Below are 24,234 nucleotides of genomic sequence, written 5' to 3'. Positions count from 1 at the left end.
AGATATGCAGTAGGTTGAACGGCTCCAAGGATTACGCCTCGGCGGCGCTCCTCAAGGGCCGACCGATTGCAGAAGGAAGGAAACATCATGTCGCTGAAACCGCTGACAACGGCCCTCGCGCTCACCGCCTGCCTCGCCTTTCCGGCAGCGGCCGAAGACACGAGCCACGACAGCATGCATCACGGCTCGGCGGAGGCTCAGAGCCCGGCGGCCGACGCCTCGCCTTCGAGCAGGGCCTTTGCCGAAGCCAATGCCCGCATGCACAAGGACATGGACATCGCCTATACCGGCAAGACGGATATCGACTTCGTGCGCGGCATGATCGCCCACCACCAGGGCGCGATCGACATGGCCAGGGTCGAGCTCGAATACGGCAAGGATGAAACGATCCGCAAACTGGCGGAAGAGATCATCAAGGCGCAGGAAGGCGAGATCAAGTTGATGAAGGAATGGCTTGCGAAGAACGGCGGCTGAACGACAACGCCCATCAGCCGGGTTTGAACAACCAGTCAGCCGGGTCTGTCTTAGCGGGGTCGGGTCGCGCCCCTGTCAGGCCACCCGGCCCAGAGGCCTGACAAGCTTGTCTCGCATCTCCTCCACGACCGCGCGGCAATGGCAGCCCTCGATGTGATCGTTGACGAGGCCCATGGCCTGCATGAAGGCGTAGATCGTTGTCGGGCCGACGAAAGTCCAGCCGCGCTTCTTCAGGTCCTTCGAGATCCGGATAGAGGTCGGCGTCGTCGGATTGGCGACGATCGCCTCATAGGTCACCTTTGCCGGGCGCTCGGCCGCCTGTGGTTCGTATGACCAGAAATAGCTCGCGAGAGAACCGAATTCCTGCCTGAGCTCCTGGGCGCGACGGGCATTGTTGATGGTCGAAACGATCTTGCCGCGATGGCGCACGATACCGGTATCGGCGAGGCAGCGTTCGATATCCGTCTCATCAAATGTCGCGACCTTGTCGAAATCGAAGCCGGCGAAGGCCGCGCGGAACGCCTCGCGCTTGCGCAGGATCGTGAGCCATGACAGGCCGGACTGGAAGCCTTCGAGGCAGATCTTCTCGAACAGGCGGCGGTCGTCGACGACCGGGCGTCCCCATTCGTCGTCGTGGTAGCGACGATAGTCGTCGAGGTTGCCCTGCCAGGCGCAGCGCTGAAGTCCGTCCTCACCAATCACTATGCCTTTGACCGTCATGCCCGCTCCATCCTGTTCATTTTCCTGCCTTTTACCATTTACAAACCAGATTCCTAAAGCGACGGATAACCCTACCCAAAGCTTTATCGGCACCTTCGCCTTTTAATGAAGCGCCGTTTACCATTCGGTGGCTCCCCGGTGACACGATCGCGCCATTGCCAAGGCGCATACCCCCGCTCGAGCGTCCGGTTCTTCGGCTGTCTGCGCCCCTTTGATGAATTTCGGCGAAAGGTAGCGAGTCCGTCCGATGTTGAAAAAGCCCCTTCTTATAGCCGCCTCCGTTCTGACCCTTTTTGCCGGCTCGGCCGTAGCCCAGGACCGGTACCAGAACCGGCCTCCGGTCGTCGTCAGCCCCGATCTCACCGCCCCCTGGGTGATGCAGCTCGGCGGGCAACAGGCCGGCACGCGGCAGGTCATCTACCGGCAGCAGATTCCGGCGGCCACCCGAAAACAGTATTATCAGGGACAGCTCGCGCAGCCGCAGGTGAAACGTCGCGTCGTCAACCCGCTGATCCAGCCGGCCAATGCCATGCGCGCCCAGCGCCCGGTGAAGTCGAAGTTCGACCCGCAGTTCCTGCCGCAGACGGTCTCCTATGAGACCAAGGAAAAGCCGGGCACGATCGTCATCGATACCAACAACCGCTTTCTCTATCTGGTGACCGGCAACGGCGAGGCACGGCGCTATGGCGTCGGCGTCGGCAAGCCGGGCTTCGAATGGGCAGGCGCTCACAAGGTCACCCGCAAGGCGGAATGGCCGAGCTGGACGCCACCGCAGGAGATGATCACCCGCGAAGCGGCCAAGGGCCACTATCTGCCGGCGCGCATGGACGGCGGCCCGGAAAACCCGCTTGGCGCGCGCGCCATGTATCTCGGCTCGACGCTCTACCGGATCCACGGCACCAATGCGCCCTGGACGATCGGCTATGCCGTTTCCTCCGGTTGCATCCGCATGCGCAACGAAGATGTCGTCGACCTCTATGAGCGCGTGAAGGTGGGCACGAGGGTTATCGTCATATAGTTGGAGCATAGCATAGAATATTTCCCGACCCTCGCACGTGTTGCTGTTGCCTGCCGCATGTTTCCTTAAGTCGTCTCCGATTTGAGGACAAAAGCAGGCAGCAACTTAAAGTGCTGCAGCGACCTTTGCGCGTCTAATACGACGCGCGGCGCTGCACGCGTGATTTTCAGGCAACAGCAGCATGAACAGATATAAGTCCGGCGGCCCGCCGGCGGTATCGCAGGCTTGAACTTCGCCGCATTTTGCATAGCCTGCCTGCAACGAGGGTTCAGAGGGAATCGTATATGAAGCGTCTTGCCAGCAAAGCGGTCGCGATCGCCATCGCGACCAGCACTATTCTTGCCGCCACCAGCGCCTCGGCTTTCACGCCGACGCCAGCCACAGGTCCCAAAGTCAAGTCATCCGACGTTGTACTCGTGGCCATGCCGAAGAAGCCGGCAAAGCAATACTGGCGCACCAAGGTTCGCTTCCGCACCGACGAAGCCCCCGGCACGATCATCGTCGATACCAACAACAAGTACCTTTACTACATCGACGGCCCGAACCGCGCGACGCGCTATGGCATCGGCGTCGGCCGCGATGGCTTCGGCTGGTCGGGTGTCGTGAAGGTCGGCCGCAAGGCCGAATGGCCGACCTGGACGCCGCCGGCCGAAATGCGTCGTCGCGAAGCCGCCAAGGGCCGTATCCTGCCGATGACCCAGGAAGGCGGCATCGACAACCCGCTCGGCGCGCGCGCCATGTATCTCTACAAGGGCGGCCGCGACACGATCTTCCGCATCCATGGCACCAACCAGCCCTGGACGATCGGCCAGAACATGTCGTCGGGCTGCATCCGCATGATGAACGAGGACGTGGAGCACCTCTACGACCGTGCCGATATCGGCACCAAGGTCATCGTCATCGGCCCGGGCAGCAAGCCGGGCGACACCTATTTCGACGATCGCGGCGTCGATATCTTCCGCCAGATCTTCGGCGGCTGATAGCCCTCCGGGCCCCCATAAAAGGCCGGTTCCTCGCGGAGCCGGCCTTTTCTTTTTCCTCAGAGCCCTTGTGGCTTTACCCCGCCATAGGCCCAGTCGAGCAATTCGACCGTGTGCAGGATGGGGATCGCGGTCCCGCTGGCGATCTGGGTGATGCAGCCGATATTGCCGGTGGCAATCGCATCCGGCTTCGTCGCCTCGATGTTCTTGACCTTGCGCGCCTTCAGCTTCGCCGAGATTTCCGGCTGCAGGATGTTATAGGTGCCAGCCGAACCGCAGCAGAGATGCCCTTCGGCCGGATCGCGGACAACGAAGCCGGCGCGCTTCAAAAGCTGCTTCGGCGCAAAAGTGATCTTCTGGCCGTGCTGCATCGAGCAGGCGGAATGATAGGCAAGCGTCATGCCCCTCGCATCCTGTTCCGGCAGGTCCAGGGTAGACAGATACTCGGTGATGTCCTTGGCCAGCGCCGAGACCCGGGCCGCCTTTTCCGCATAATCAGGATCGAGCCGCAGCATGTGGCCGTAGTCCTTGATCGTCGTTCCGCAGCCCGAGGCGGTGATGACGATGGCATCGAGCCCGCCCTCGTCGGCGACCTTCAGCCAGGCGTCGACGTTGCGGCGCGCCGCCGCGAGCGCCTGGTTCTCGCGGCCCATGTGGTGCACCAGGGCGCCGCAACAGCCTTCGCCGGCCGAAACAACCACTTCGACGCCAAAGCGCGTCAGCAGCCTTATCGTCGCCTCGTTGATCTCCGGCTTCAGCACCGGCTGGGCGCAGCCGGACAACAGCGCGACCCGACCGATACGCTTGCCCTTCGGCGCATGGGTGCCTGGCACGGCCGAAGCGGAAGGCTCAGGCACGGCCCCCGGCGCCAGATCCAACATGACGCCAAAGGTCTTCAGCAAGGGCATACGCTTCATGAAAGCCGCGAAGGGCCGGGCAAGGCCGGCCGCCTTCAGCGACAGGCGGAAGCGCTGGGGATAAGGCAGAACCGCCGCGAGCACGGAACGCGCCACCCTATCCCTGAACGGGCGGCGATAGGTGTTCTCGATGTGGACGCGCGCGTGGTCGACGAGATGCATGTAGTCGACGCCGGAGGGACAGGTGGTCGTGCAGGCGAGACAGGAGAGACAGCGGTCGATGTGGGTGACCGTTTCCTTGTCGGCCGCCCGCCCGTTCTCCAGCATGTCCTTGATGAGGTATATGCGCCCGCGCGGGCTATCGAGTTCGTCGCCCAGCGTCACATAGGTCGGACAGGTGGCGGTGCAGAAGCCGCAATGCACGCATTTGCGCAGGATGGCTTCGGATTCGGCCACATGCGGGTCGGCAAGCTGCGCGGGTGTAAAATTGGTCTGCAAACGCGAACTCCACTCTGCGGTTCTGCGAGACCGCACACGTGATGCGTGCTTCGGTCACCACAGTATTCTGATTTCAGCATCCTGAGACCGGATCCGGTCTCAGGGGTTGCGCCATGGCTTACACCATCCAGCTTTCGGGGTTGGTGATCGGCTCCTGGCGCGCCGCCCGTTGCAGGCCGACGACGCAGCGCACGACGATCCAGACGGCGGTGGCGATGAAGCCGAGGATGCCGACCAGCAGCACCGTCAGCAGCAGCGAGATCAACCCGAACAAGAGAGCGATCCAGAAGGTCCGGATCGCCCATTCATAATGCGTCTGGACCCAGGGCGTGCCCCTGCCGCGATTGAGATAAGCCATCACCACGCCGATGATCGGGGTGATCCCGACCGCAAAGCCCACGAGATAAAGGACGTAAATCACCTGGACGTTGATCTTGCCCGGCTCCAGCCAGCGATCGGTTTCCCGGGAAAACGGTGTCTGCGGACCATTGTCGCTCATCATTTCCTCCCATGTTCCATCGTCGCTGTCTCAGGACACCGCAGCCATGCGGCCGGGATTGAAAATCCGGTGCGGGTCGAAGCTCGCGCGGACGCGCTCGCTCAATTGTGCCACGGCCAAGGGTTGTGGTTCAAACGCCGGGATGGCGGCACGGTAGCCATCCTCGGCCCTGACGAGCGTTGCATGGCCGCCACCAAGAACCTTGATGTAACGACGCACCAGTTCCACTTCGGGGTCGGCCTCCATGCGCAGCCAGACGAGACCGCCCTGCCAGTCATAGAAGGCATCGACGCCGGTCTGCAGCCTGAGCGCCGCCACAAGCTGATGGCCGAGCGATGGGGCGACGGAGACGCGCCAGAGCGGCTTCTTCGTGCCGTCGGCATAGGGTTTGACGTCGCGGATCTCCGCCCAGAGCTTCGATGTCTGCGGCCCGTCGAGCCGCGTCACCGCGCCGAAGCGCCCGACGGCGCTCGTCAGCTTGTCGGCCCGGAGCGCGACCGATGCCTCCAGTCCTTCGAGCCTGAGCATCGTCGCGGCCCCGTCCGGAAGGCCACCTTCGAGGAACCGCCCGCGCACGCTCTCCGGCAGATGCGCGGCACCGGAAACCTCGACCGTTTGTGCCATCGCCTCGGCCATGACCGCAGCGGCTTCGGCATCGTTGAGACCGGAGACCACGACGGTCTCGGATGCCGGCGGCAGCGGCAGGACGCGGAAGGTAACTTCGGTCAGGATGCCGAGCGTGCCATGCGAGCCCGCTTGCAGCTTGACCAGATCCAGACCGGTGACGTTCTTCATCACCCGGCCGCCGGCCTTGATCGCCTCGCCGCGACCGTTGACGAAGCGAACGCCGAGCAGGCTGTCGCGGGCGGCACCGGCGACATAGCGCCTGGGACCCGACACATTGGCGGCAAAGACCCCGCCGATCGTCGGCTCTCCCGACGAAGCAAAGATCGGCCGATGGTCCACCGGTTCGAAGGCAAGCATCTGCCGGTTTTCCGCCAGCGCCTCTTCGATGTCGCGCATCGGCGTTCCCGCAAGCGCGGTGATCGTCATCTCGGCCGGGTTGTAGCTGACGATGCCGGAAAGACGGCGCGTCGACAGCACCCGGTCGGCACGCACGGGATTGCCGAGACCAGAGCGCGTGTTGCCGCCGATGACCGCGAGCGAAGCCTTGTCGGCCGCCATCGCACGAACGACGGTCGCAATCCCCTCTTCGCTTGCCGGTTCGAAATGCACGATCATGCGGCGGGACGCCCTTCGAGCGGGAAGACCTTGGACGGGTTCAGGATCCATTGCGGATCGAAGGCAGCCCGCGCCGCCATCTGCTGGTCGAGGTCGGCCTGGTTGTACTGGTGCAGCATGAGGTCCCGTTTTTCGATGCCGACGCCATGCTCGCCCGTCAGGCAGCCACCGGCGTCAACGCAGAGCTTGAGGATGTCGTTGCCGGCGGCTTCGGCACGTGCCGCATCCTCCGGATCGTTGATGTTGTAGAGGATCAGCGGATGCATGTTGCCGTCGCCGGCATGGAAGACATTGGCGACGCGCAGGCCGTAATGCGCGACGATCTCGCCGGTGCGGGCGAGCACATGCGAGAGCTGGCTGAGCGGCACGGTGCCGTCCATGCAGATATAGTCGGCGATGCGACCGGTGGCGCCGAAGGCGGATTTCCGCCCCTTCCAGATCGCTGCCGCTTCCATTGCCGACTGGCACTCCTTGATCGTCGCGACGCCGTGACGGCGTGCGACCGCGACGATGCTGGCGAGCATCGCATCCATTTCCGGCTCGGAACCTTCGACCTCGATGATCAGCAGCGCTTCGACGTCGAGCGGGTAGCCGGCATGGGCGAAGGCTTCGCAGATCTCGATCGCCGGCTTATCCATGAATTCGATCGCGACCGGGATGATGCCGGAGCCGATGACATCGGCGACGCAGGCGCCGGCCGCTTCCGACGAAGCGAAACCGAAGAGCACGGGACGGGCACCTTCCGGCTTGGCGATCAGCCGCACCGTCGCCTCGGTGACGATGCCGAGCTGGCCCTCCGAGCCGCAGACGAGGCCGAGCAGGTCATAGCCCGCCGCATCCAGCGCCTTGCCGCCGAGCTGGATGACGGTGCCATCGAACAGTACCATCTTCACGCCGAGCAGATTGTTGGTGGTGACACCGTATTTCAGGCAGTGGGCGCCGCCGGAATTCATGCCGATATTGCCGCCGATCGTGCAGGCAAGCTGCGAACTCGGGTCGGGCGCATAGAAGAAACCGTCGACGGAGACAGCTTCGGAGATATTGAGATTGGTGACCCCCGCCTGGATGGTGGCGGTGCGATTGAAGAGGTCGATATCGAGAATGCGCGACATCTTGGAAAGACCGATGACGACCGCATCCTCCTGCGGAATGGCGCCGCCCGAAAGCGAGGTGCCGGCGCCGCGCGGCACGACCGGAATGCCGTAGCGGCTGCAATATTTGAGAAGGGCAGCGACCTGCTCGGTCGTCTCCGGCAGCGCGACGGCGAGCGGCATGCGACGATAGGCGATGAAGGCGTCGGTCTCGAAGGGCTTCAGCCCGCGCTCGTCACTGATCAGACAGCCCTCGGGCAAGAGGTCCGCGAGGTCGGCGACGATCTCGCGGCGCCGAGTGATAACAGCCTGTTTCGGTTGCAGAAAACCGATTGTCTCCGCCATCAGCGCCTCCGGCCGCATCTCAATTGGTTCATTTTCTTTACCACTAGGAGAGAGCCCTCGCAAATGCTATGAGCTTTTCCGTTTTGGAAACAATGGCAACGATTGATGACGAATTTAGGCGATCTTGAGATTTTTGCACGGGTCGTTTCCACAGGCAGCATGTCGGCTGCCGGGAGGGTGCTGGGGTTTTCGCCAGCCGTCATCTCGAAGCGCATCAAGAGGCTCGAGGATCGGCTCGGCACACGGCTTTTGCAACGCACGACGCGCCAGATCTCGCTGACGGAAGCAGGCCAGGGATTCTACGACCGGGTGCTCGGCATTCTGACCGGCATCGAGGAGGCCGAGGCCTATGCTTCCGGGCGCTCGTCGCATGCGCTCGGCGTGCTCCGGATTTCGGCGCCGACTTCCTTCGGCCGGATGCACATCGCGCCGCATCTGACGAAATTCATGAAGGACCATCCGGACCTGAAGCTGCACATCGTGCTGACGGACGAATTCACGGATATCGTCGCCGAAGGCTTCGACATGGCGGTCAGGATCGGCGAGCTGGTGGATTCATCCCTGGTGGCAAGGAAGCTCGCGCCGGTGCGGCGACTGCTCTGCGCCTCCCCGGAATATATCGCCCGCAACGGCGCGCCGAAGGAGATCGGCGATCTGGCCAACCACCTCTGCCTGCCGGCGCACAACAACGACAATTGGAAGCTCGAAGGGCCGGAAGGGGCGTTGGTCTGGCACCCGGAGGGGCCGCTCGTGACCAACTCATCGGAAATCGTGCGCGCCGCCGTCATCGCCGGCGCCGGCATTGCGCTCCGCTCCACCTGGGATATCGGCCCGGAATTGCGCAGCGGCCAGTTGGTGCAGGTGCTGCCGCAATGGGAAGGCTCGAAGCACCTGACGCTTTCGGCCGTCTATCCGAGCCGCCAGTTCCTGCCAGCCAAGGTGCGGCTGTTCATCGACTACCTGGCCGGGCTGTACGGGCCGATTCCCTATTGGGAGCAATAGTTCCTGCGCTGGTTATTTGCTTCTCGCATTCCCGACGCAAGACCGATGCACCTTCGCTGGAATTGCTTGTTTCTCGCAATTCCGGACGCAAAACCGAGCACACTTTTGCTGGAATTGCTTACTTGTGCTCGCTGTCCTCATGATGGCGGCGGATGCGGCGCACGACCAGCCAGACACCGGCAACGGCGAAGGGAACGGCAAGGCCGGTGAGCAGGCCCGGATCGATGGGCAGCTCGTGGCTGACGGCCTTGGCGAGATAACCGAACAGCCCGACCACGTAGTAGGAAATGGCGGCGACCGACAGGCCCTCGACTGTCTGCTGCAGGCGTAGCTGCAGCTTTGCGCGCCGGTCCATCGAATTCAGCAGCGCACTGTTCTGCCGTTCGAGTTCGACATCGACCCAGCTTCTGAGAAGAGCCGTGGCGCGGGCAAGCTTGCGCGACAGGTTGGCTTGGCGCTCCTCGACCGACTGACAGGTGCGCATCGCCGGCGCCAGGCGCCGTTCGAGGAAGGTGCCGATCGTCTCGTAGCCCGGCACCGGGGTCTCGGCGAGCGTGCGAATACGCTCCTGCACGATGCCGTAATAGGCGCGGCTGGCGCCGAAGCGATAGAGGCTGAGTGCTGCACCGGCTTCGAGATCGGCGGCAAGCCGGGTGATCTCGGCCAGCATGTCGTCGGCCTCCTCGCGCACATTTTCCTTCATGCGCTGGGTGATCCCGGTCAGGCCGTCCTCGGTCCGGCGGATCTCCGGCGATAGCGACTGGGCGAGCGGCAGGCCCATCATCGCCAGAGTTCGGTAGGTCTCGATGTCGAGCAGGCGCTGGACGAGCGCGCCGGTGCCCGCCTCCGTCATGCCGCGGTCGATGACCAGGATCTGCGTCAGGCCATCGCCGTTCTGGCGGAAGTCGGTGACGATCACCGCCTGGCCGTTCTTGGTTTCGCTGTAACAGAGGCTCGTCGGATCGAAAAGGCCGATCGCCTCGCGGGTCTCCGGCGTATCCGGCCGGATTTCCAGCCGGATACCCGAGATCAGCGAGCCAGGCGGCGAGAATCCGTCGCCAAACGGATGGATCGGCACCTCGCCGCCAAACTTCTCCGGCGGCGGTGCATCCCAGAAATAGGTGGAGAATTCCGTGTGCCGTTCCCAGCGCAGCGTGCCCTGCCCCCAGGACATCGCATGATGGTTCGCGTCCCGCCCCGGCGGGGCAATCCCGCGCGCCCGCGACAGCTCCGAAAGCACGGCGTGATCGACGATCGAGCCGCCCTCCGTCAGGAAGGCGAGTTGGAAGATCACCCGCGGCGTGGTCACCAGCGCATAGGGGCGCGAATGAACCTCACCCAAGGCCAAGGCGCGCATCGGCGCCACCGGAAATGCAAAACTACCCTTTGCCATGAAGCGCTCTTGTCCCCCTCACGCGTTCATCACGACTTTCTTATCAATCGAACGAGCAAAAGAAAAAGGACGCATTGCCGCAGTTTGACTTTTGTCATTCAGTCCAAAGTGGACAAGCAAATTGACCACTTGGTGCCGGCTGCCTAGATTGCGGCACAGTGCAGGGTGAGGAACCTGGGTGCGGCTTTCCGCCCTCTTCCGCTCTAACCTATGAGAATCACGATGAATTTTGGCCAAAGAGACCGAACTTCACCGGGATCCGGGAGACCAAGACGTGACCGACGACCAGATCGACCTCTTCGCCCGCATCAGCCACAGCCGCACGGCCGACGAAGTCGTGCAGCAGATCGAGCTGCTGATTCTCGAAGGCGTGCTGCGCGACGGCGACCGTCTGCCGGGCGAAAGGGAGCTTTCCAAACGCTTCGACGTATCCAGGCCGATCCTGCGCGAGGCCCTCAAGGAGCTCGAAGGACGCGGGCTCGTCGAGAGCCGCCACGGCGGCGGCACTTTCGTCGCCGACGTCGTCGGGCAGATTTTCTCCAAGCCGCTGATCGACCTCATCGCCCGCCACCACAAGGCGACGCAGGACTATCTCGAATACAGGCGCGAGCTCGAAGGGCTGACGGCGGAACTGGCCGCCACCCGGGCCACGGATTTCGACCGGGACATTCTGACGAGGATCATCGAGCGCATGCGCACGGCGCACGCCGCCGGCGACTTCGACGCGGAACTCGAGGCCGATATCGAGCTCCACCAGGCAATTGGCGAAAGCGCCCACAACATCATCCTGATGCACACGCTGCGCGCCTGCTATCGGCTGCTCCAGCAAGGTATTTTCTTCCACCGCAACTCGGTTTTCGATGCGCCGGGCGCGCGCGATCGGCTGCTTGCCCAGCACGAGGCGATCTACGACGCGATCATGGCGCGGGATCCGACAGAGGCGAAGGCCGCGTCGCAGAACCATATCGACTTCGTTGCCGCCGCAACCCGCGAGGCGGAACGCACCGGCGAATGGAACCGTATCGCCCGCCTGCGCCTGCAGCAACGCGACCGCGCGAGCTGACGGAACAGGCCTACGCCCAGTTGCCGGCGCTTGGTAAACCGCCGCGGAAACGCCATATCCTGTCGTATCTGGACCACAGTTCAGCGGAAAGCTGGCTCCATATCGGTTGCCCACTGGCGGCAACATTTACACGCAACAGGACGCTGCCATACTGGCTTTGACAGAAAACAAAAACACTGATTCGCCGAGAGGAGCGCAGACGACCTTGAACTTCTTGAACAGACTCGCATCCGATGTCCAGTTGATGTTGCGCCGCCCGGCGCGCATGCAATATGCCGCGCTCTGCTATCGGATCCGCAAGAAGACCAAGGCCCTCGAAATCCTCATGATCACCAGCCGCGACACCGGTCGCTGGGTCATTCCCAAGGGTTGGCCGATGCAGGGCAAACGCGCCCACGAGGTGGCCGAGCGCGAGGCCTACGAGGAGGCCGGCGTCAAAGGCCATGTGCAGAAATCGACGATCGGTTTCTATCTCTACCAGAAGCGCATGGACCACGGCCTGAAGATCTCGGTCAAGGTGCAGGTTCATGCTCTCGAAGTCGACGACCTTTGCAAGCACTTCCCGGAGGAAGGCCGCAGGCAGCTCGAATGGGTCGACTACAAGGAAGCCGCTTCGCGAGTGGCCGAGCCGTCGCTGAAAGACCTTATTCTCGCCTTTGGCGAACGCATGGTCGCGGCGTCTGCGCCGATGCCGAAAGCGGCGAACGGCTAACCTTCCAGGTTACCCCTACTGCATGTCTCCTTAAATCGAACGCGATTTGAGGACGAAGACATGCAGCAAATCAAAGTGCTACAGCGACCTTTGCGCGTCTTAAAAGACGCGCGGCGCTGTAGGGCATCCAATGCCCCTCAACGCGGGTTCCGGACGCGCGGGCACCGATGTCCATCAAATCCACTTGAATGCGTGTTGCAGTGGCCTTAGTGGCCATGGTGACAATGGAGTTCCAGGCAGTGGCACAGCCGCGCATACGCCTCGCAAAACAGACGATCGACAAAGATCTCGACAAGCTCAGCCTTGCCGAAGAGGCATCGCAGCATGTCCGCCGCAGCCTGGCGGCGCCGGCGCTCGCCGGTCTCTTTCTGCTCTTGAGCATGGCCTTTGCCGCGAGCTTCGTGACGAGTTCCGCGACCGCGCCGCTCATTCTGGCCGCGGCTGCCATCGCCGGCTACATGGCCATGAACATCGGCGCGAACGACGTGACCAACAACGTCGGCGCTGCCGTCGGCGCCAAGGCGATGTCGATGGCGACTGCACTTGCCATCGCCGCCGTCTTCGAAATTGCCGGCGCAATGCTGGCCGGGCGGGAGGTGGCGCTAACGATCGAAGCCGGCATCGTTTATGGCGAAGACGTGCTCGGTCCACAGACGATCGTCTGGATCATGATGGCGGCGCTGGCCTCTTCGGCGGCCTGGATCAACATCGCCACCTATTCCGGGGCGCCGGTTTCGACCACGCACTCGATCATCGGCGGCATCGTCGGGGCGGGCATCGCGGCAGCCGGCTTTTCCAGCGTGCAATGGTGGTCGCTCGCCGGCATCACGCTCAGCTGGTCGGTCTCGCCGCTGCTCGGAGGCACGATCGCCGCCGCCTTCCTCGCCTTCCTCAAGGAATTCATCATCTATCGCGAGGACAAGATTGCCGCCGCGAGGCGGTGGATGCCGGTCATTCTTGGTGTCACCGCGGGCTCGTTTACCGCATACCTCGCGGAGATCGCCCTGGTCCAGGTGATCTCGATCAATTTGCCAACGGGACTCGGCCTGGGCGCCGTCATCGGCACCGCCATCTATTTTCTGACCAAGCCGTGGATCTACAGACAGTCCGAGGGGCTGGACAATCGCAACCAGTCGCTTCGCAAGCTGTTCCGTGCGCCGCTCATTCTGGCCGCGGCGCTGCTCTCCTTCGCCCACGGCGCCAACGACGTTTCCAACGCGATCGGCCCCTTGTCCGCGATCGTTTCGGCCCTGGACGGGGTCATTGCGACGGAGAAATCACCGGCTCCCCTGTGGGAACTGGCGATCGGCGCGCTCGGCATTTCGATCGGTCTGCTGCTCTATGGACCGAAGCTCATTCGCGTCGTCGGTGAGGAGATCACCAAGCTCAATCCGATGCGCGCCTTCTGCGTCGCGCTCGCCACTGCCGTCACGGTGCTGCTGGCATCGGCGCTCGGGCTGCCGATCAGTTCGACGCACACGGCCGTCGGTGCCGTCTTCGGCGTCGGTTTCTTCCGCGAATGGTACATCCGCAATTCCAAACGTCGCATGCAGTTTGTCCGGGAACGGACGGGCCAGACCGACTTCATGGAAACGGCGGAAACCAACTTCGCCGAAGTCCGGCGCCGGCGCCTCGTACGCCGCTCCCACTTCCTGACGATCGTCGGCGCCTGGGTCATCACCGTTCCCGCCTCGGCAGCGCTATCGGCCGTCGTCTATTTCATTCTCTCCGGCATTTTCATTTGAAGGCACTCCATATGCGCGCCAATTTTCGCATGCAGCGACTGTTCGTCGAACATCCCCTTGACGCGGGCTCGGCCCATGAGGCGACGAAAGAGCAGTTCAACTATCTGGTGAATGTGCTGCGCTATGAAGAGGGCTCTTCGATCCTCGTCTTCAATGGACGTGACGGCGAGTGGCGTGCGGAACTCTCCTTCGCCAGCAAGAAGAAGCTGGTGCTGACCGCCGTCGAGCAGACGCGACCGCAGCCGAAACCCTGCGACCTCGTCTATCTTTTCGCACCGCTCAAGGTCGGCAGGCTCGACTATCTTGTGCAGAAGGCGGTCGAAATGGGCGCAGGCGCGCTGCAGCCCGTCATGACGCAGCATGTGCAAGGCAAACTCGGCAATATCGAGAGGGTCCGCGCCAATGTCATCGAGGCGGCCGAACAATGCGGCGTGCTCGGCATTCCCGATGTCGAGGAGCCGCGCCGGCTGGAGGACGTGTTGGCCACCTGGCCCAGCGACCGACGCATCATCTTCTGCGACGAAGGCAGCGATAGCCAGAACCCGTTGCCGATCCTCTCGGCCGTCAAGGAAAAGAAACTCGCTCTGCTGATCGGTCCCGAGGGCGGTTTCTCGGAAGATGAGCGGACGCTGCTCCGCAGCCTCGACTTTGTCAGCAGCATTCCGCTTGGACCGCGGATCCTCAGGGCCGATACCGCCGCAGTCGCGGCTATGGCAGTCATTCAGGCAACTGTCGGCGACTGGCGATAGCCGGTCGTTCCGGAGCAGGCCGGGTGCCGCGCGTTCTCCTAAAAGAAGAGGAATCTCTCAAGACAAGGCATGGTGGATCGAGGATACCTCGTTCCATGGAGCTTGCTCCAGCGCAAGCAATCGTCCTACTTTTTTTGATGAGATCTTGAAAGAAATTGACTTGCACCGCACCTGATTACGGTTCAAGCAGCCTTCATCAATTCCCGCTATCCAGCGAGAGCCGCCCAAACAAAAGAAGACGCTCATGGCCCGAGATACCACCGACCAGACGCCGGTAACCTCTATCGCTGACCTGACCGCCTACCTGGCAGCAGGTTCGAAACCGGTGGAACGGTTCCGGATCGGCACGGAGCACGAAAAGTTCGCCTTCTTTAAGGCGGACAACAGCCCCGTCCCCTATTTCGGCGAGGCCAGCATCCAGGCGCTCCTGAACGGCATGGCCGCCAAGAGCGGCTGGGAGCCGATCGTCGACGAAGGCAACATCATCGGCCTTGCAGAACAATCGGGCAATGGCGCGATTTCGCTGGAGCCCGGCGGCCAGTTCGAGCTATCCGGCGCGCCGCTCGAAAACCTGCACCAGACCTGCAAGGAGTCGAACCAGCATCTCGCCGTGCTGCGCGAAATCGCCGAGCCGCTCGGCATCCGTTTCCTCGGCATCGGCGGCAGCCCGAAATGGACCTTCGCCGAAACGCCGCGCATGCCGAAATCGCGCTATGGCATCATGAGCCGCTATATGCCCAAGGTCGGCACCAAGGGCCTCGACATGATGTATCGCACCTGCACGATCCAGGTGAACCTCGACTTCTCCTCGGAAGAGGACATGCGCCGCAAGATGCAGGTGTCGCTGAAGCTGCAGCCGCTGGCGACCGCGCTCTTCGCAAGCTCACCGTTTACCGACGGCAAGCCGAACGGACTCTTATCCTGGCGCGGCGACATCTGGCGCGACACCGACAATCAACGAGCCGGCCTGCTGCCATCCGCCTTCGGCCCGGATTTCGGCTTTGCCGACTATGTCGAATGGGCGCTCGACGTGCCGATGTATTTCGTGGTGCGCGACGGCCACTACCACGACTGTACCCACGTCACCTTCCGCCAGTTCATGGCCGGCGCGCTCAAGGGCGAAATTGCCGAGTGGCAGCCGAACATGGGTGACTGGACGAACCATCTCTCGACGCTGTTCCCCGACGTCCGGCTCAAGCGCTTCCTCGAAATGCGCGGCGCCGATGGCGGTCCGTGGCGGCGGATCTGCGCACTCCCGGCCTTCTGGGTCGGCCTGCTCTACGACCGCGAAGCGCTTGCTGCCGCGGAGACCCTGACGCGCGACTGGACCTTCGAGGAGGTAAGCGCGATGCGCGACGCCGTGCCCGTGCAGGCGCTCGCGACCAGGTTCCGCGCGGGCAATCTCTACGACATTGCCCGCGAGGTCATCGCCATTTCACGCGGCGGCCTGAAGCGTCGCAACCGGCTGAACGGCGAAGGCATCGACGAAAGCCAGTTCCTGGCGCCGCTTGACGAAGTGCTCGCCAAGAAGGCGACGCTCGCCGAAGACCTGTTGGCGCTCTACAACGGTCGCTGGAACGGCTCGGTCGAACCGGTTTTCGCCGAATACCAATATTGAGGCGACCGCCGGGCGCCCTCAAAAAGCGGTTTCCAGCTCCCGATTTCCCGTTATAGTGCAAGGATATGCGTCGCTTGCAGCGCCGCGCGTCGAGATGCCGAAGGGGAACTGGCATGGCACCGCTTTTTGACATGTTCGCACAGGCGCAGAACGGCAAGGCCATCGAACTGATGGCTCAACAATTCGGCCTCGCCCAGGAGCAGATGACGAAGGCGACGGCGGCGTTGCTGCCGGCCTTTTCGGCCGCCTTCAAGCGCAACACGGCCAACCCTTACGATTTCGGCGCGCTGCTCACGGCGCTCGGCAGCGGCAACTATGCCAAATACTTCGAAGACATCAGCCAGGCCTTCACGCCACAGGGCATGGTCGACGGCAACGGTGTTCTCGGACAGCTGTTCGGTTCGAAGGAAATGTCGCGCGCGATCGCCGCGCAGGCCGCCCAGGTCACCGGCATCAGCCAGGAGATCTACAAGCAGATGCTGCCGGTCATGGCCGATACGCTGATGGGTGGGCTGTTCAAGCAGACGACCGGGCAATTCGCTGCCGCAAGCGACGCCTTCGCCAACAACCCGATGGCAGCGGCGATGCGCCAGTGGATGGAAGCGGCCGGCTTTGCCAAGAAGCCGGAGCCGCAACCGAACCCCTTCGACAACCCCTTCACGCAGGCGATGCAGGGCTTCTTCGGCATGGCCAAGAAGGAAGAAAAGCCCAAGACGCCGGACGTCTTTGCCGACAACCCCTTCGTCAAGGCGTTTCAGGATATGATGCAGGCGGGTGCCACCGGCGCGCAGAAGCCGGCACCGGACAATCCGGCGCTTGCCCAGTTCTCCCAGGTAATGAACAGCATGTTCGACACCGGGCTGGAACTGCAGAAGGAATACCAGAAGAACGTCGAGGCTCTGTTCGACGCCTACAAGGCCGGGCCCGGCACAAAGAGCTGAAACGCCCCTTCCCTATCCAAGCCCCGTTGGCCGGCGCCGCCTGCTGCGTCTGAGGGGACGCGCACCCTGAGAAAATCTCAAAAGAAAAAGGCCCGGTACATGTCTTGGTCATGTACCGGGCCAAGCGGCAGGGTCTATTGGCTCTACCCTGCGGGGAACGTTGGGGCGCGCGACCTCTGGCGATCAGCAGCACCGAACTTGGAAATTCGCAGCATGATCCGCGGCGGCGGCAGGCTTTCGCGGATCATGCTCGACTGGCACACCCTAAGCGGCGGGATGCGCCGTGAAGCAGGCCAAGGATGCGGCTTCCCGCCTTCACCCCGCTTCAACTCGTCAACGGTCAGTCGTGGCGGGTCCCCTTGTAGAAGAGGCTCGCCCGGTTTCGCGAGGCGCGGGTCAGATAGCTCGCCGGATTGTCGAAGAAGGGCGAGGTGATCGCCTCTCGCACATCTTCTCGCTTCAGCCCCATATCGAGGAGCTGGCGGTCATCCAGGTCATTCAGACGGCCGATCGCATATCGGTTTCGCAGTTGGCGCCATACGGACGTCAGCATCCCTGCGACGCCGACGGCGCGGGAGGCATGGGACTGCTTTCCTGCAACGAGGTCGAGATCGAGGACGTGAGTCGTGCGCATGACGGTACTCCTTTTCTTTCAGGCACGAAGAGGCCCATCCCCTGCGGGGAGGTCAAACGCAGGGGCGGGCCAAAGAGTTTGGGAATTGCCGGCGATTGCCGGCCGGGGATCGATGAATTTGCCCCTGATAGATCGCAAATCCTTATTGATCAGTCCAACGAATGTTTTTAATGATATTCATCAAACAATCTTATGGATGCATCACGGCCATGTCCGCACCGCTCGATATCGACCAGCTCCAGACCTTTGTCGCGATTGCCGACACGGGTAGCTTCACCAAGGCGGCCGACCGGGTCTTCAAGACCCAATCCGCCGTGTCGATGCAGATGCGCCGCCTGGAAGAGCGCATCGGCAAGCCGCTTTTCATGAAGGATGGGCGCGGCAACCGGCTGACCGTCGAGGGCGACCGGCTGCTCAATTTCGCACGCCGCATGATCCGCCTCAACAACGAAGCGATCGCCTCCTTCGACGACAATCGCCTCGAAGGCACGTTGCGCATCGGCACGCCCGACGATTACGCCGACCGCTATATGCCCGAGATCATCATGCGCTTCGCCAAGACGCATCCGAATGTGGAGCTCAATATCGTCTGCGAACCCTCCGTGGATCTCGCCGAAAAGATGGCCAAGGGCGACCTCGACATTGCGCTGGTCACGCACAATCCGCGCGCGCGCGCTTCCGATGTCGTTCGCACGGAACCGCTCTGCTGGGTCAGCTCGATCAACCATCCGCTGCCGGAGAACGCACCGATCCCGCTCGCCGTCGGGCGACGTGACTGCCTCTGGCGGCAGGCCGCCTGTGCGGCGCTGGATGCGACTGGGCGGGAGTATCAGATCCTGTTCACGAGCTGGTCTTCGACAGTGGTCGCTGCGGCGGTGCTGGCCGGCATGGCCGTGTCGGTCCTGCCGGAATCGGCGCTCCGTCCGGGCATGAAGGTGCTGACGCTCGCAGACGGCTTCCCGGCGCTGGCGCCAGTGCAGATCGGCATCATGAAGCGTCCGGGCCTCTCGCCCTCGCTCTCGAATGCGATCAGCAACCACATCACCGCCTGCCTCGACAACATCACGCCGATCAGCACCAACGACGATATCGATGGCGATATCAAGGGCTTCCCACGCTATCCACGGCTCAGGCAGAGCCATATGTTGCCGGGCTGGTAAGACCCAAACGACAGAAGGCCATGCACTCGAAGGAGCGCGTGGTTTTTATGCGGCTGTCCACGCGGCAGCGCGCTCGCCGATCCGTTCCGTGGCCGTGCCGACCGTATCCGCTTGGCGGGTCCGAAGCGCGGCCCGGCCACCTTGGCGAGCCTGTTTTTCATCGCCGGCGATAATCTGCGATTGCATTTGAACTCAAATTTGATAGGGCGTTCCTATCATGCTCACACTCCGCCAGATGCGCTACTTCGAGGCGCTTGCCTCCGTTCGCCACTTCGGCAAGGCCGCCGAACTCGTTCACGTCAGCCAGCCGGCGCTCTCCGCCCAGATCATGGAAATGGAAAACCATCTGGGCGTGAAACTGGTGGAGCGCAGCCGCAGCGGCGTTTTTCTCACCCGCAAGGGCGAAGAGGTGCTGGCTCGCGCCCGCGCCATTCTTGCCGAGGTGGATCTGCTCGAGCAGAGCGCGCGCGCCAGCGCCGGGACGCTCGAAGGACGGATCCGGATCGGCGTCATCCCGACGCTCGCCCCCTACCTCGTACCGCGTCTGGTGCCGCATCTGCGCAGCGTCTATCCGGCAATCGAGATCGAGTTGAAGGAATCGGTGACATCGCGGCTGGTTGGTGATCTCGGCGAGGGCCTGCTTGACGCGGTCGTTGCAGCGCTGCCGATCGACGCGGAAGGACTTGCGACGAAGCCGCTCTTCTCCGACCGGTTCTACATGGCGATGGCCGACGATGAACGCAACATCCTGATGTCGCCGCTGACCGAAGATCAGGTCGATGTCGAACAGTTGCTGCTGCTCGAAGAGGGCCATTGCCTGCGCGACCAGGCGCTGGCCGTCTGCAGCACGGCCGGCAAGCGGCGCCTCGTCAGCTTCGGTGCCACGTCGATGACGACGCTCCTGCAGATGGTCGCCAACGGCATGGGCATGACGCTGATCCCCGAGATTGCCATTGCGACCGAGGCCGCGCGCAACTCGATCCGCATCGTGCCGTTCGCAGCCCCCGAACCGGCCCGCGAGATCGGCCTCGTCTGGCGCCGCAGCAGCCCGCGCGAACGCGACATGGAGGCGCTCGCGGCGGCCATCAGCGGCTGCGCCGACGATATCATCCGGGCGGCGGCCGCCTGAGCCGAACCCGCGTTCAGGCGAGCTTGGCCTTCAGGAACTCCACCGTCCGGCTCCAGGCGAGATCGGCGGCAGCCTTGTCATAGCGCGCGGCCGAGGTGTCGTTGTTGAAGGCATGGTTGACGCCGTCATAGACGTAGATCGTTGCGTCCTTGCCATTGTCCTTGAGCGCCTTCCGATAGGCGTCGATGCCGGCATTGATACGCTCGTCGAGCCCGGCATAGTGGAGCAGCAGGGCGGCTTTGATCTTCGGGACTTCCTCCGCCTTGGGCTGGGCGCCGTAATAGGCAACACCAGCCTTGAGATCGGGCGAGCCGACGGCGAGCCGATTGACGAGGCCGCCTCCCCAGCAGAAGCCGATGGCACCGACCTTCCCCGTCGATTGCTGGTGCCCTTGCAGAAAGGCCACGGTCGCAACGGCATTCGCCGTCGTTGCTGTCGCATCCAGCGCGCCGATCATCTCGCGCGCCTTGTCCTCGTCCGTCGGTGTTCCGCCCGATGGCGACAGGAAGTCGGGTGCAAGCGCCAGGAAGCCTTCGAGCGCCACGCGCCGCGCAACGTCGCGGATATGCGGATTGAGCCCGCGGTTTTCATGAATGACGATCACCGCCGGCAGCTTGCCGCTCATTTGCGCCGGGCGAACGAGATAGCCTTTCATGTCGCCGGCCGCACCGGGATAGGTAATGTCTTCACCAGCGACCCGTGTGTCGGTCGCGGCGATGATCTCCGCCTTGGCGCCGTTCGCAGCAAGCAGCGGTGCGATCGCCGCTGCCGCGGCGGCAGAGCCGGCCAGCCCGGTCAGCTTTTCCATGAAGCGGCGGCGATCGAGGGTCAGATGCGTGTATTCGTCATAGGCGTCGATCATCGCCTGCGTAATTTTCAATTCCTGCATGTCGGCCTCCTTCGGTTTCGTTCTCCCGTGGCGGCAGACAGAACCGCCCGCGACAGAATAGGTGCGCGGGCGGAGTGGAACAGACAAACTTGCGTTACCAATCGTGAACGGCGTCAGCCGTTGAGGTCGAGCACGATCCGGCCGTCAATCTTGCCTTCTTCCATGCGGGCAAAGATCGCGTTGATGTTCTCGATCTTGTCCCAGGTGAAATGCGAGGCGACCTTGCCTTCGCCGGCGAACTCCAGCGACTCCTCGAGGTCCTGGCGTGTGCCGACGATGGAACCGCGGATGGTGATGCGCTTCAGCACCGTATCGAAGATCGGCAGGCACATCTGGCCGGGCGGCAGACCGACCAGCGCCATGGTTCCCTTGGAGCGCAGCATATTGAACGCCTGCTCCATCGCCTTAGGCGCCACCGCCGTCACCAGTGCTCCATGCACGCCGCCGGTCGCCTTTTGGACCTGATCGACTGCATCCTTGTCGCGCGCATCGACGACGAGGTCGGCACCAAGCTTTCTCGCCAGCGCCAGTTTCTCCGGAAAGATATCGACGGCGGCGACATGCATGCCCATCGCCTTGGCGTATTGCACCGCCATGTGGCCGAGCCCACCGATGCCGGAGATCAACGCCCATTCGCCGGGACGCACCTCGGTCTCCTTCAGGCCCTTGTAGACGGTGACGCCGGCGCAGAGGATCGGCGCGGCCGGTCCGAATTCAAGCTTTGCCGGCAGGCGCCCGACGAAATCCGGATCGGCAAGGCCGTATTGGGCAAAGGTGCCGTTGACGGAGTAGCCGGTGTTCTGCTGGCTGCCGCAGAGCGTTTCCCAGCCGGTGCGGCAGGGCGTGCAGCCACCACAGGCCGTGTGCAGCCACGGCACGCCGACGCGGTCGCCTTCCTTCAGGCGCGCGACGCCGCTGCCGAGCTTGGCGACATAACCGACGCCTTCGTGTCCGGGGATGAAGGGCGGCTTCGGCTTGACCGGCCAGTCGCCGTTGGCGGCGTGCAGGTCCGTATGGCAGACGCCGGTCGCCTCATATTTGATCAGCGCCTGCCCGGGGCCCGGCTCCGGTATCGGCACTTCCTCGATTACCAGCGGCTTGCCGAATTCGCGCACCACGGCGGCTTTCATCGTTGCGGTCATCTCGTCCTCCGATGCGTTGTCGTCCAACGTCAGCAGACTACCCGCAAGGGCAGCACCGGGTACTTGATGCGTATCAAAGCGCGAAAATCACTTTGGCAAACTGTCTCAGATCTGAGCCAGTCGCGACCCAAGTCGGGATCAGCTCATCGCCATCCAGACGGCAAGCCACACCCACATGACGAAGAGTGTCGCAGCGCCCGCCATGAACAGCGGCCGGCGATAACGGATGCGGTTGCTGTTGACATGCACGAAGGCATGCACATAGCGCAGCGCGACGAAAAGCCAGGCAAGACCCAGCGAGACGATGTTGTCGGCCTCGGTGATGTAGAGCAGCATGCAGCAGACGTAGAAGAGAACCGGCAGCTCGAACTGGTTGGCGATGCTGTTCTTCACCACCAGGCTTTCGCCCGGCTCGTCGCGGTTCTCGCGAAACTGGGCCGCATGCACCTTGCCGGCGCGGACAAGCCTCACCCGGCGGAGGGAAAGGAGAGCGTACAGGCAGAAGACGAGAAAAACATGGACCACGATCGGCCAGAAGATCTCGAAACCCGTCATGCGCTGCTCCCTGAAATAAGCTCATTCTAAAAAAACTTGATCTGAAAAGGCGAAGGGCGCCGCGAGATCTCGCGGCGCCCTCCGAATGCAATCGCGATCAGTGCGCGCCCGGATAGTTCGGGCTCTCGCGGGTGATCGTCACGTCATGGGCGTGGCTTTCGCGAAGGCCGGCGCCGGAGATACGCACGAACTGGGCGCGCTCCTGGTATTCCTTGATGGTCGGGCCGCCGACATAGCCCATGGACGCCTTGAGGCCGCCGGCGAGCTGGTGCAGCACGCCTGCAACCGGGCCCTTGTAGGGAACCTGGCCTTCGATGCCTTCCGGAACCAGCTTCAGCGTATCGCGTACTTCCGCCTGGAAGTAGCGGTCCGCCGAGCCGCGGGCCATGGCGCCGACGGAACCCATGCCGCGATAGGCCTTGAAGGAACGGCCCTGATAGAGGAACACTTCGCCCGGGCTCTCATCGGTGCCGGCAAGCAGCGAGCCGATCATGACGGCCGAAGCACCGGCGGCAATCGCCTTGGCGAGGTCGCCGGAGAACTTGATGCCACCGTCGGCGATGACGGGAATGCCGGCCGCCTGTGCGGCTTCGACGGCGCTCATGATCGCGGCGAGCTGCGGAACACCGACACCGGCAACGATGCGGGTGGTGCAGATCGAGCCCGGGCCGATACCGACCTTGACCGCATCCGCACCGGCATCGATCAATGCCTTGGTGCCGGCGGCGGTGGCGACGTTGCCGGCCATGATGCGAACCGAGTTCGAGAGCTTCTTGACGCGACCAACGGCGTCGAGCACGCGCTGCGAGTGGCCGTGGGCGGTGTCGACGACGATCAGGTCGACGCCGGCATCGATCAGCCGCTCGGCGCGCTCATAGCCGTCATCGCCCACCGAAATGGCAGCGGCGGCGCGAAGGCGGCCTTGCGCGTCCTTCGAGGCGTTCGGATTGAGCTGCGCCTTCTCGATGTCCTTGACGGTAATCAACCCGACGCAGCGGCCATCGGCATCGACGACCAGCAGCTTCTCGATGCGGTGCTTGTGAAGAAGCCGCTTGGCTTCCTGCTGGTCGACGCTTTCCTTGACCGTGACCAGATTCTCATGGGTCATCAGCTCATGGATCTTCTGGTTCGGATCCGAAGCGAAGCGAACGTCGCGGTTGGTGAGGATGCCGACGAGACGGCCCTGCTTCTGGCCACCGGCGCCACCGTTCTCGACGACCGGGATGCCGGAAATGCCGTGCTGCTTCATGAGGCCCAGCGCGTCGGCGAGCGTGGCATCGGGGCCGATCGTCACCGGATTGACGACCATGCCGCTTTCGAACTTCTTGACCTGACGGACCTCTTCGGCCTGTTCGGCCGGCGTCAGGTTGCGGTGGATGACGCCGATGCCGCCGGCCTGTGCCATGGCGATCGCGAGGCGGCCCTCGGTCACCGTGTCCATCGCCGACGACAGGATCGGCAGGTTGAGGTCGATGTCCTGCGCAATGGTGGTCGCGATGTTGGTCTGACCCGGCATGACTTCGGAATGTCCGGGCAGGAGCAGAACGTCGTCGAAGGTCAAAGCCTCCAGACCAGTTGCCGTTTCGATGATGCGCGCCATGGCCAATTCCCTTCAATAAACGAAAACCCCCGGGGACGGGCTGCGATTTGTCCACCGGGTGACTTCAAAGCGTGTCTTGGAAGTTGGCGAGGGCTCGTAACACGGATATGTCAGGATGAAAATAGCCAATGCCGGGAAATGTCCCGCCTTCGACCGATATTTGTTGCAGAGCAACAAT

The 24,234-nt window shown here is 63.0% G+C and carries 23 protein-coding genes; 12 read left to right on the top strand and 11 right to left on the bottom strand.

Annotation, left to right across the window (positions count from 1 at the left end; all coding sequences use genetic code 11):
- Positions 1–87 precede the first annotated feature (87 nt).
- Complete coding sequence (gene copM / locus AC1Z3V_RS20970) at positions 88–474, top strand: CopM family metallochaperone (protein ID WP_483501471.1); 387 nt, start codon at positions 88–90, stop codon at positions 472–474.
- A gap of 75 nt (positions 475–549) precedes the next feature.
- Here the strand turns inward: copM and AC1Z3V_RS20965 are convergent, their stop codons facing one another.
- On the bottom strand, positions 550–1,194 hold the full coding sequence (locus AC1Z3V_RS20965) for a DNA-3-methyladenine glycosylase I (RefSeq protein ID WP_483501469.1): 645 nt from the start codon (positions 1,192–1,194) through the stop codon (positions 550–552).
- A 247-nt stretch (positions 1,195–1,441) separates the two neighbouring features.
- Here AC1Z3V_RS20965 and AC1Z3V_RS20960 point away from each other — a divergent pair, with 247 nt between their 5' ends.
- Together AC1Z3V_RS20960 and AC1Z3V_RS20955 are read left to right on the top strand one after the other, a co-directional pair.
- Positions 1,442–2,212: a L,D-transpeptidase gene (locus AC1Z3V_RS20960; protein WP_483501468.1), complete on the top strand. Its 771-nt coding sequence runs from the start codon at positions 1,442–1,444 to the stop codon at positions 2,210–2,212.
- 284 nt (positions 2,213–2,496) lie between these two features.
- Positions 2,497–3,192, top strand: coding sequence for a L,D-transpeptidase (locus AC1Z3V_RS20955; RefSeq protein ID WP_483501467.1), 696 nt, complete (start codon positions 2,497–2,499; stop codon positions 3,190–3,192).
- A gap of 59 nt (positions 3,193–3,251) precedes the next feature.
- Here the strand turns inward: AC1Z3V_RS20955 and glcF are convergent, their stop codons facing one another.
- The 4 genes from glcF to AC1Z3V_RS20935 all read right to left on the bottom strand — a co-directional run bounded on the left by glcF (position 3,252) and on the right by AC1Z3V_RS20935 (position 7,724).
- The gene (gene glcF, locus AC1Z3V_RS20950) at positions 3,252–4,547 is read right to left on the bottom strand and encodes a glycolate oxidase subunit GlcF (protein ID WP_483501466.1); all 1,296 of its coding nucleotides are present in this window, start codon (positions 4,545–4,547) and stop codon (positions 3,252–3,254) included.
- 118 nt (positions 4,548–4,665) lie between these two features.
- Positions 4,666–5,046 carry a DUF4870 family protein gene (locus tag AC1Z3V_RS20945; protein WP_483501465.1) on the bottom strand — a complete coding sequence of 127 codons (381 nt, stop codon included), beginning with the start codon at positions 5,044–5,046 and terminating at the stop codon, positions 4,666–4,668.
- Between the two features lie 30 nt (positions 5,047–5,076).
- Positions 5,077–6,288, bottom strand: coding sequence for a glycolate oxidase subunit GlcE (gene glcE / locus AC1Z3V_RS20940; RefSeq protein ID WP_483501463.1), 1,212 nt, complete (start codon positions 6,286–6,288; stop codon positions 5,077–5,079).
- Entirely contained in the window at positions 6,285–7,724 is a 1,440-nt protein-coding gene (locus AC1Z3V_RS20935; RefSeq protein ID WP_483501462.1) for an FAD-linked oxidase C-terminal domain-containing protein, read from the bottom strand. Before AC1Z3V_RS20935 ends, glcE begins: the two co-directional genes overlap by 4 nt.
- 105 nt (positions 7,725–7,829) lie before the next feature.
- Between AC1Z3V_RS20935 and AC1Z3V_RS20930 the strand changes: the two genes are divergently transcribed.
- The gene (locus AC1Z3V_RS20930) at positions 7,830–8,726 is read left to right on the top strand and encodes a LysR family transcriptional regulator (protein ID WP_472951513.1); all 897 of its coding nucleotides are present in this window, start codon (positions 7,830–7,832) and stop codon (positions 8,724–8,726) included.
- Between the two features lie 118 nt (positions 8,727–8,844).
- On the opposite strand, the gene AC1Z3V_RS20925 is transcribed toward AC1Z3V_RS20930, so the two are convergent.
- Entirely contained in the window at positions 8,845–10,119 is a 1,275-nt protein-coding gene (locus AC1Z3V_RS20925; RefSeq protein ID WP_483501461.1) for a DUF3422 family protein, read from the bottom strand.
- A gap of 274 nt (positions 10,120–10,393) precedes the next feature.
- On the opposite strand from AC1Z3V_RS20925, the gene AC1Z3V_RS20920 reads away from it, so the two are divergent.
- The 6 genes from AC1Z3V_RS20920 (at position 10,394) to AC1Z3V_RS20895 (ending at position 16,947) form a co-directional block, all read left to right on the top strand.
- Positions 10,394–11,182 carry a FadR/GntR family transcriptional regulator gene (locus tag AC1Z3V_RS20920; RefSeq protein WP_429812290.1) on the top strand — a complete coding sequence of 263 codons (789 nt, stop codon included), beginning with the start codon at positions 10,394–10,396 and terminating at the stop codon, positions 11,180–11,182.
- Positions 11,183–11,387: 205 nt separating this feature from the next.
- The gene (locus AC1Z3V_RS20915; RefSeq protein WP_247958043.1) at positions 11,388–11,894 is read left to right on the top strand and encodes an NUDIX hydrolase; all 507 of its coding nucleotides are present in this window, start codon (positions 11,388–11,390) and stop codon (positions 11,892–11,894) included.
- Positions 11,895–12,133: 239 nt separating this feature from the next.
- Positions 12,134–13,639: an inorganic phosphate transporter gene (locus AC1Z3V_RS20910; RefSeq protein WP_483501460.1), complete on the top strand. Its 1,506-nt coding sequence runs from the start codon at positions 12,134–12,136 to the stop codon at positions 13,637–13,639.
- Between the two features lie 11 nt (positions 13,640–13,650).
- Positions 13,651–14,388 carry a 16S rRNA (uracil(1498)-N(3))-methyltransferase gene (locus AC1Z3V_RS20905; protein WP_483501459.1) on the top strand — a complete coding sequence of 246 codons (738 nt, stop codon included), beginning with the start codon at positions 13,651–13,653 and terminating at the stop codon, positions 14,386–14,388.
- A gap of 244 nt (positions 14,389–14,632) precedes the next feature.
- Complete coding sequence (locus AC1Z3V_RS20900; protein ID WP_483501458.1) at positions 14,633–16,006, top strand: glutamate--cysteine ligase; 1,374 nt, start codon at positions 14,633–14,635, stop codon at positions 16,004–16,006.
- 113 nt (positions 16,007–16,119) lie between these two features.
- Positions 16,120–16,947, top strand: coding sequence for a DUF937 domain-containing protein (locus AC1Z3V_RS20895; protein ID WP_483501457.1), 828 nt, complete (start codon positions 16,120–16,122; stop codon positions 16,945–16,947).
- A 340-nt stretch (positions 16,948–17,287) separates the two neighbouring features.
- Here AC1Z3V_RS20895 and AC1Z3V_RS20890 read toward each other — a convergent pair whose 3' ends face one another.
- Positions 17,288–17,581, bottom strand: coding sequence for a DUF1127 domain-containing protein (locus tag AC1Z3V_RS20890; RefSeq protein ID WP_483501456.1), 294 nt, complete (start codon positions 17,579–17,581; stop codon positions 17,288–17,290).
- 209 nt (positions 17,582–17,790) lie between these two features.
- Here AC1Z3V_RS20890 and AC1Z3V_RS20885 point away from each other — a divergent pair, with 209 nt between their 5' ends.
- A complete protein-coding gene (locus tag AC1Z3V_RS20885) occupies positions 17,791–18,741 on the top strand; it encodes a LysR substrate-binding domain-containing protein (protein WP_429812305.1) in 951 nt (316 codons plus the stop codon).
- A 217-nt stretch (positions 18,742–18,958) separates the two neighbouring features.
- Positions 18,959–19,870, top strand: a complete 912-nt coding sequence (locus AC1Z3V_RS20880) for a hydrogen peroxide-inducible genes activator (RefSeq protein ID WP_429812307.1) — start codon at positions 18,959–18,961, stop codon at positions 19,868–19,870.
- Positions 19,871–19,883: 13 nt separating this feature from the next.
- On the opposite strand, the gene AC1Z3V_RS20875 is transcribed toward AC1Z3V_RS20880, so the two are convergent.
- From AC1Z3V_RS20875 to guaB, 4 genes are all read right to left on the bottom strand, one after another.
- Entirely contained in the window at positions 19,884–20,759 is an 876-nt protein-coding gene (locus AC1Z3V_RS20875; RefSeq protein ID WP_483501454.1) for a dienelactone hydrolase family protein, read from the bottom strand.
- A 113-nt stretch (positions 20,760–20,872) separates the two neighbouring features.
- On the bottom strand, positions 20,873–21,901 hold the full coding sequence (adhP, locus tag AC1Z3V_RS20870; protein WP_483501453.1) for an alcohol dehydrogenase AdhP: 1,029 nt from the start codon (positions 21,899–21,901) through the stop codon (positions 20,873–20,875).
- Positions 21,902–22,039: 138 nt separating this feature from the next.
- Positions 22,040–22,456, bottom strand: a complete 417-nt coding sequence (locus AC1Z3V_RS20865; protein WP_483501451.1) for an MAPEG family protein — start codon at positions 22,454–22,456, stop codon at positions 22,040–22,042.
- A gap of 97 nt (positions 22,457–22,553) precedes the next feature.
- On the bottom strand, positions 22,554–24,056 hold the full coding sequence (gene guaB / locus AC1Z3V_RS20860; RefSeq protein ID WP_483501450.1) for an IMP dehydrogenase: 1,503 nt from the start codon (positions 24,054–24,056) through the stop codon (positions 22,554–22,556).
- Between the last annotated feature and the right edge of the window lie 178 nt (positions 24,057–24,234).

The organism is Ensifer sp. 38_S197, from assembly GCF_056924495.1.
Note: the sequence above shows the minus strand (reverse complement) of the source record. Positions and strands in the feature narration are given on the sequence as shown.

What these genes read in the sequence shown, in the direction of transcription:
- copM (WP_483501471.1), top strand. Translation starts at nt 88, where the DNA reads ATGTCGCTGAAACCGCTGACAACGGCCCTCGCGCTCACCGCCTGCCTC.
- AC1Z3V_RS20900 (WP_483501458.1), top strand. Translation starts at nt 14,633, where the DNA reads ATGGCCCGAGATACCACCGACCAGACGCCGGTAACCTCTATCGCTGAC.
- AC1Z3V_RS20935 (WP_483501462.1), bottom strand. Translation starts at nt 7,724, where the DNA reads ATGGCGGAGACAATCGGTTTTCTGCAACCGAAACAGGCTGTTATCACT.
- AC1Z3V_RS20945 (WP_483501465.1), bottom strand. Translation starts at nt 5,046, where the DNA reads ATGAGCGACAATGGTCCGCAGACACCGTTTTCCCGGGAAACCGATCGC.
- AC1Z3V_RS20930 (WP_472951513.1), top strand. Translation starts at nt 7,830, where the DNA reads ATGACGAATTTAGGCGATCTTGAGATTTTTGCACGGGTCGTTTCCACA.
- AC1Z3V_RS20890 (WP_483501456.1), bottom strand. Translation starts at nt 17,581, where the DNA reads ATGCGCACGACTCACGTCCTCGATCTCGACCTCGTTGCAGGAAAGCAG.
- AC1Z3V_RS20875 (WP_483501454.1), bottom strand. Translation starts at nt 20,759, where the DNA reads ATGCAGGAATTGAAAATTACGCAGGCGATGATCGACGCCTATGACGAA.
- AC1Z3V_RS20905 (WP_483501459.1), top strand. Translation starts at nt 13,651, where the DNA reads ATGCGCGCCAATTTTCGCATGCAGCGACTGTTCGTCGAACATCCCCTT.
- guaB (WP_483501450.1), bottom strand. Translation starts at nt 24,056, where the DNA reads ATGGCGCGCATCATCGAAACGGCAACTGGTCTGGAGGCTTTGACCTTC.
- adhP (WP_483501453.1), bottom strand. Translation starts at nt 21,901, where the DNA reads ATGACCGCAACGATGAAAGCCGCCGTGGTGCGCGAATTCGGCAAGCCG.
- AC1Z3V_RS20885 (WP_429812305.1), top strand. Translation starts at nt 17,791, where the DNA reads ATGTCCGCACCGCTCGATATCGACCAGCTCCAGACCTTTGTCGCGATT.
- AC1Z3V_RS20960 (WP_483501468.1), top strand. Translation starts at nt 1,442, where the DNA reads ATGTTGAAAAAGCCCCTTCTTATAGCCGCCTCCGTTCTGACCCTTTTT.
- AC1Z3V_RS20895 (WP_483501457.1), top strand. Translation starts at nt 16,120, where the DNA reads ATGGCACCGCTTTTTGACATGTTCGCACAGGCGCAGAACGGCAAGGCC.
- AC1Z3V_RS20955 (WP_483501467.1), top strand. Translation starts at nt 2,497, where the DNA reads ATGAAGCGTCTTGCCAGCAAAGCGGTCGCGATCGCCATCGCGACCAGC.
- AC1Z3V_RS20925 (WP_483501461.1), bottom strand. Translation starts at nt 10,119, where the DNA reads ATGGCAAAGGGTAGTTTTGCATTTCCGGTGGCGCCGATGCGCGCCTTG.
- glcE (WP_483501463.1), bottom strand. Translation starts at nt 6,288, where the DNA reads ATGATCGTGCATTTCGAACCGGCAAGCGAAGAGGGGATTGCGACCGTC.
- AC1Z3V_RS20880 (WP_429812307.1), top strand. Translation starts at nt 18,959, where the DNA reads ATGCTCACACTCCGCCAGATGCGCTACTTCGAGGCGCTTGCCTCCGTT.
- AC1Z3V_RS20965 (WP_483501469.1), bottom strand. Translation starts at nt 1,194, where the DNA reads ATGACGGTCAAAGGCATAGTGATTGGTGAGGACGGACTTCAGCGCTGC.
- AC1Z3V_RS20865 (WP_483501451.1), bottom strand. Translation starts at nt 22,456, where the DNA reads ATGACGGGTTTCGAGATCTTCTGGCCGATCGTGGTCCATGTTTTTCTC.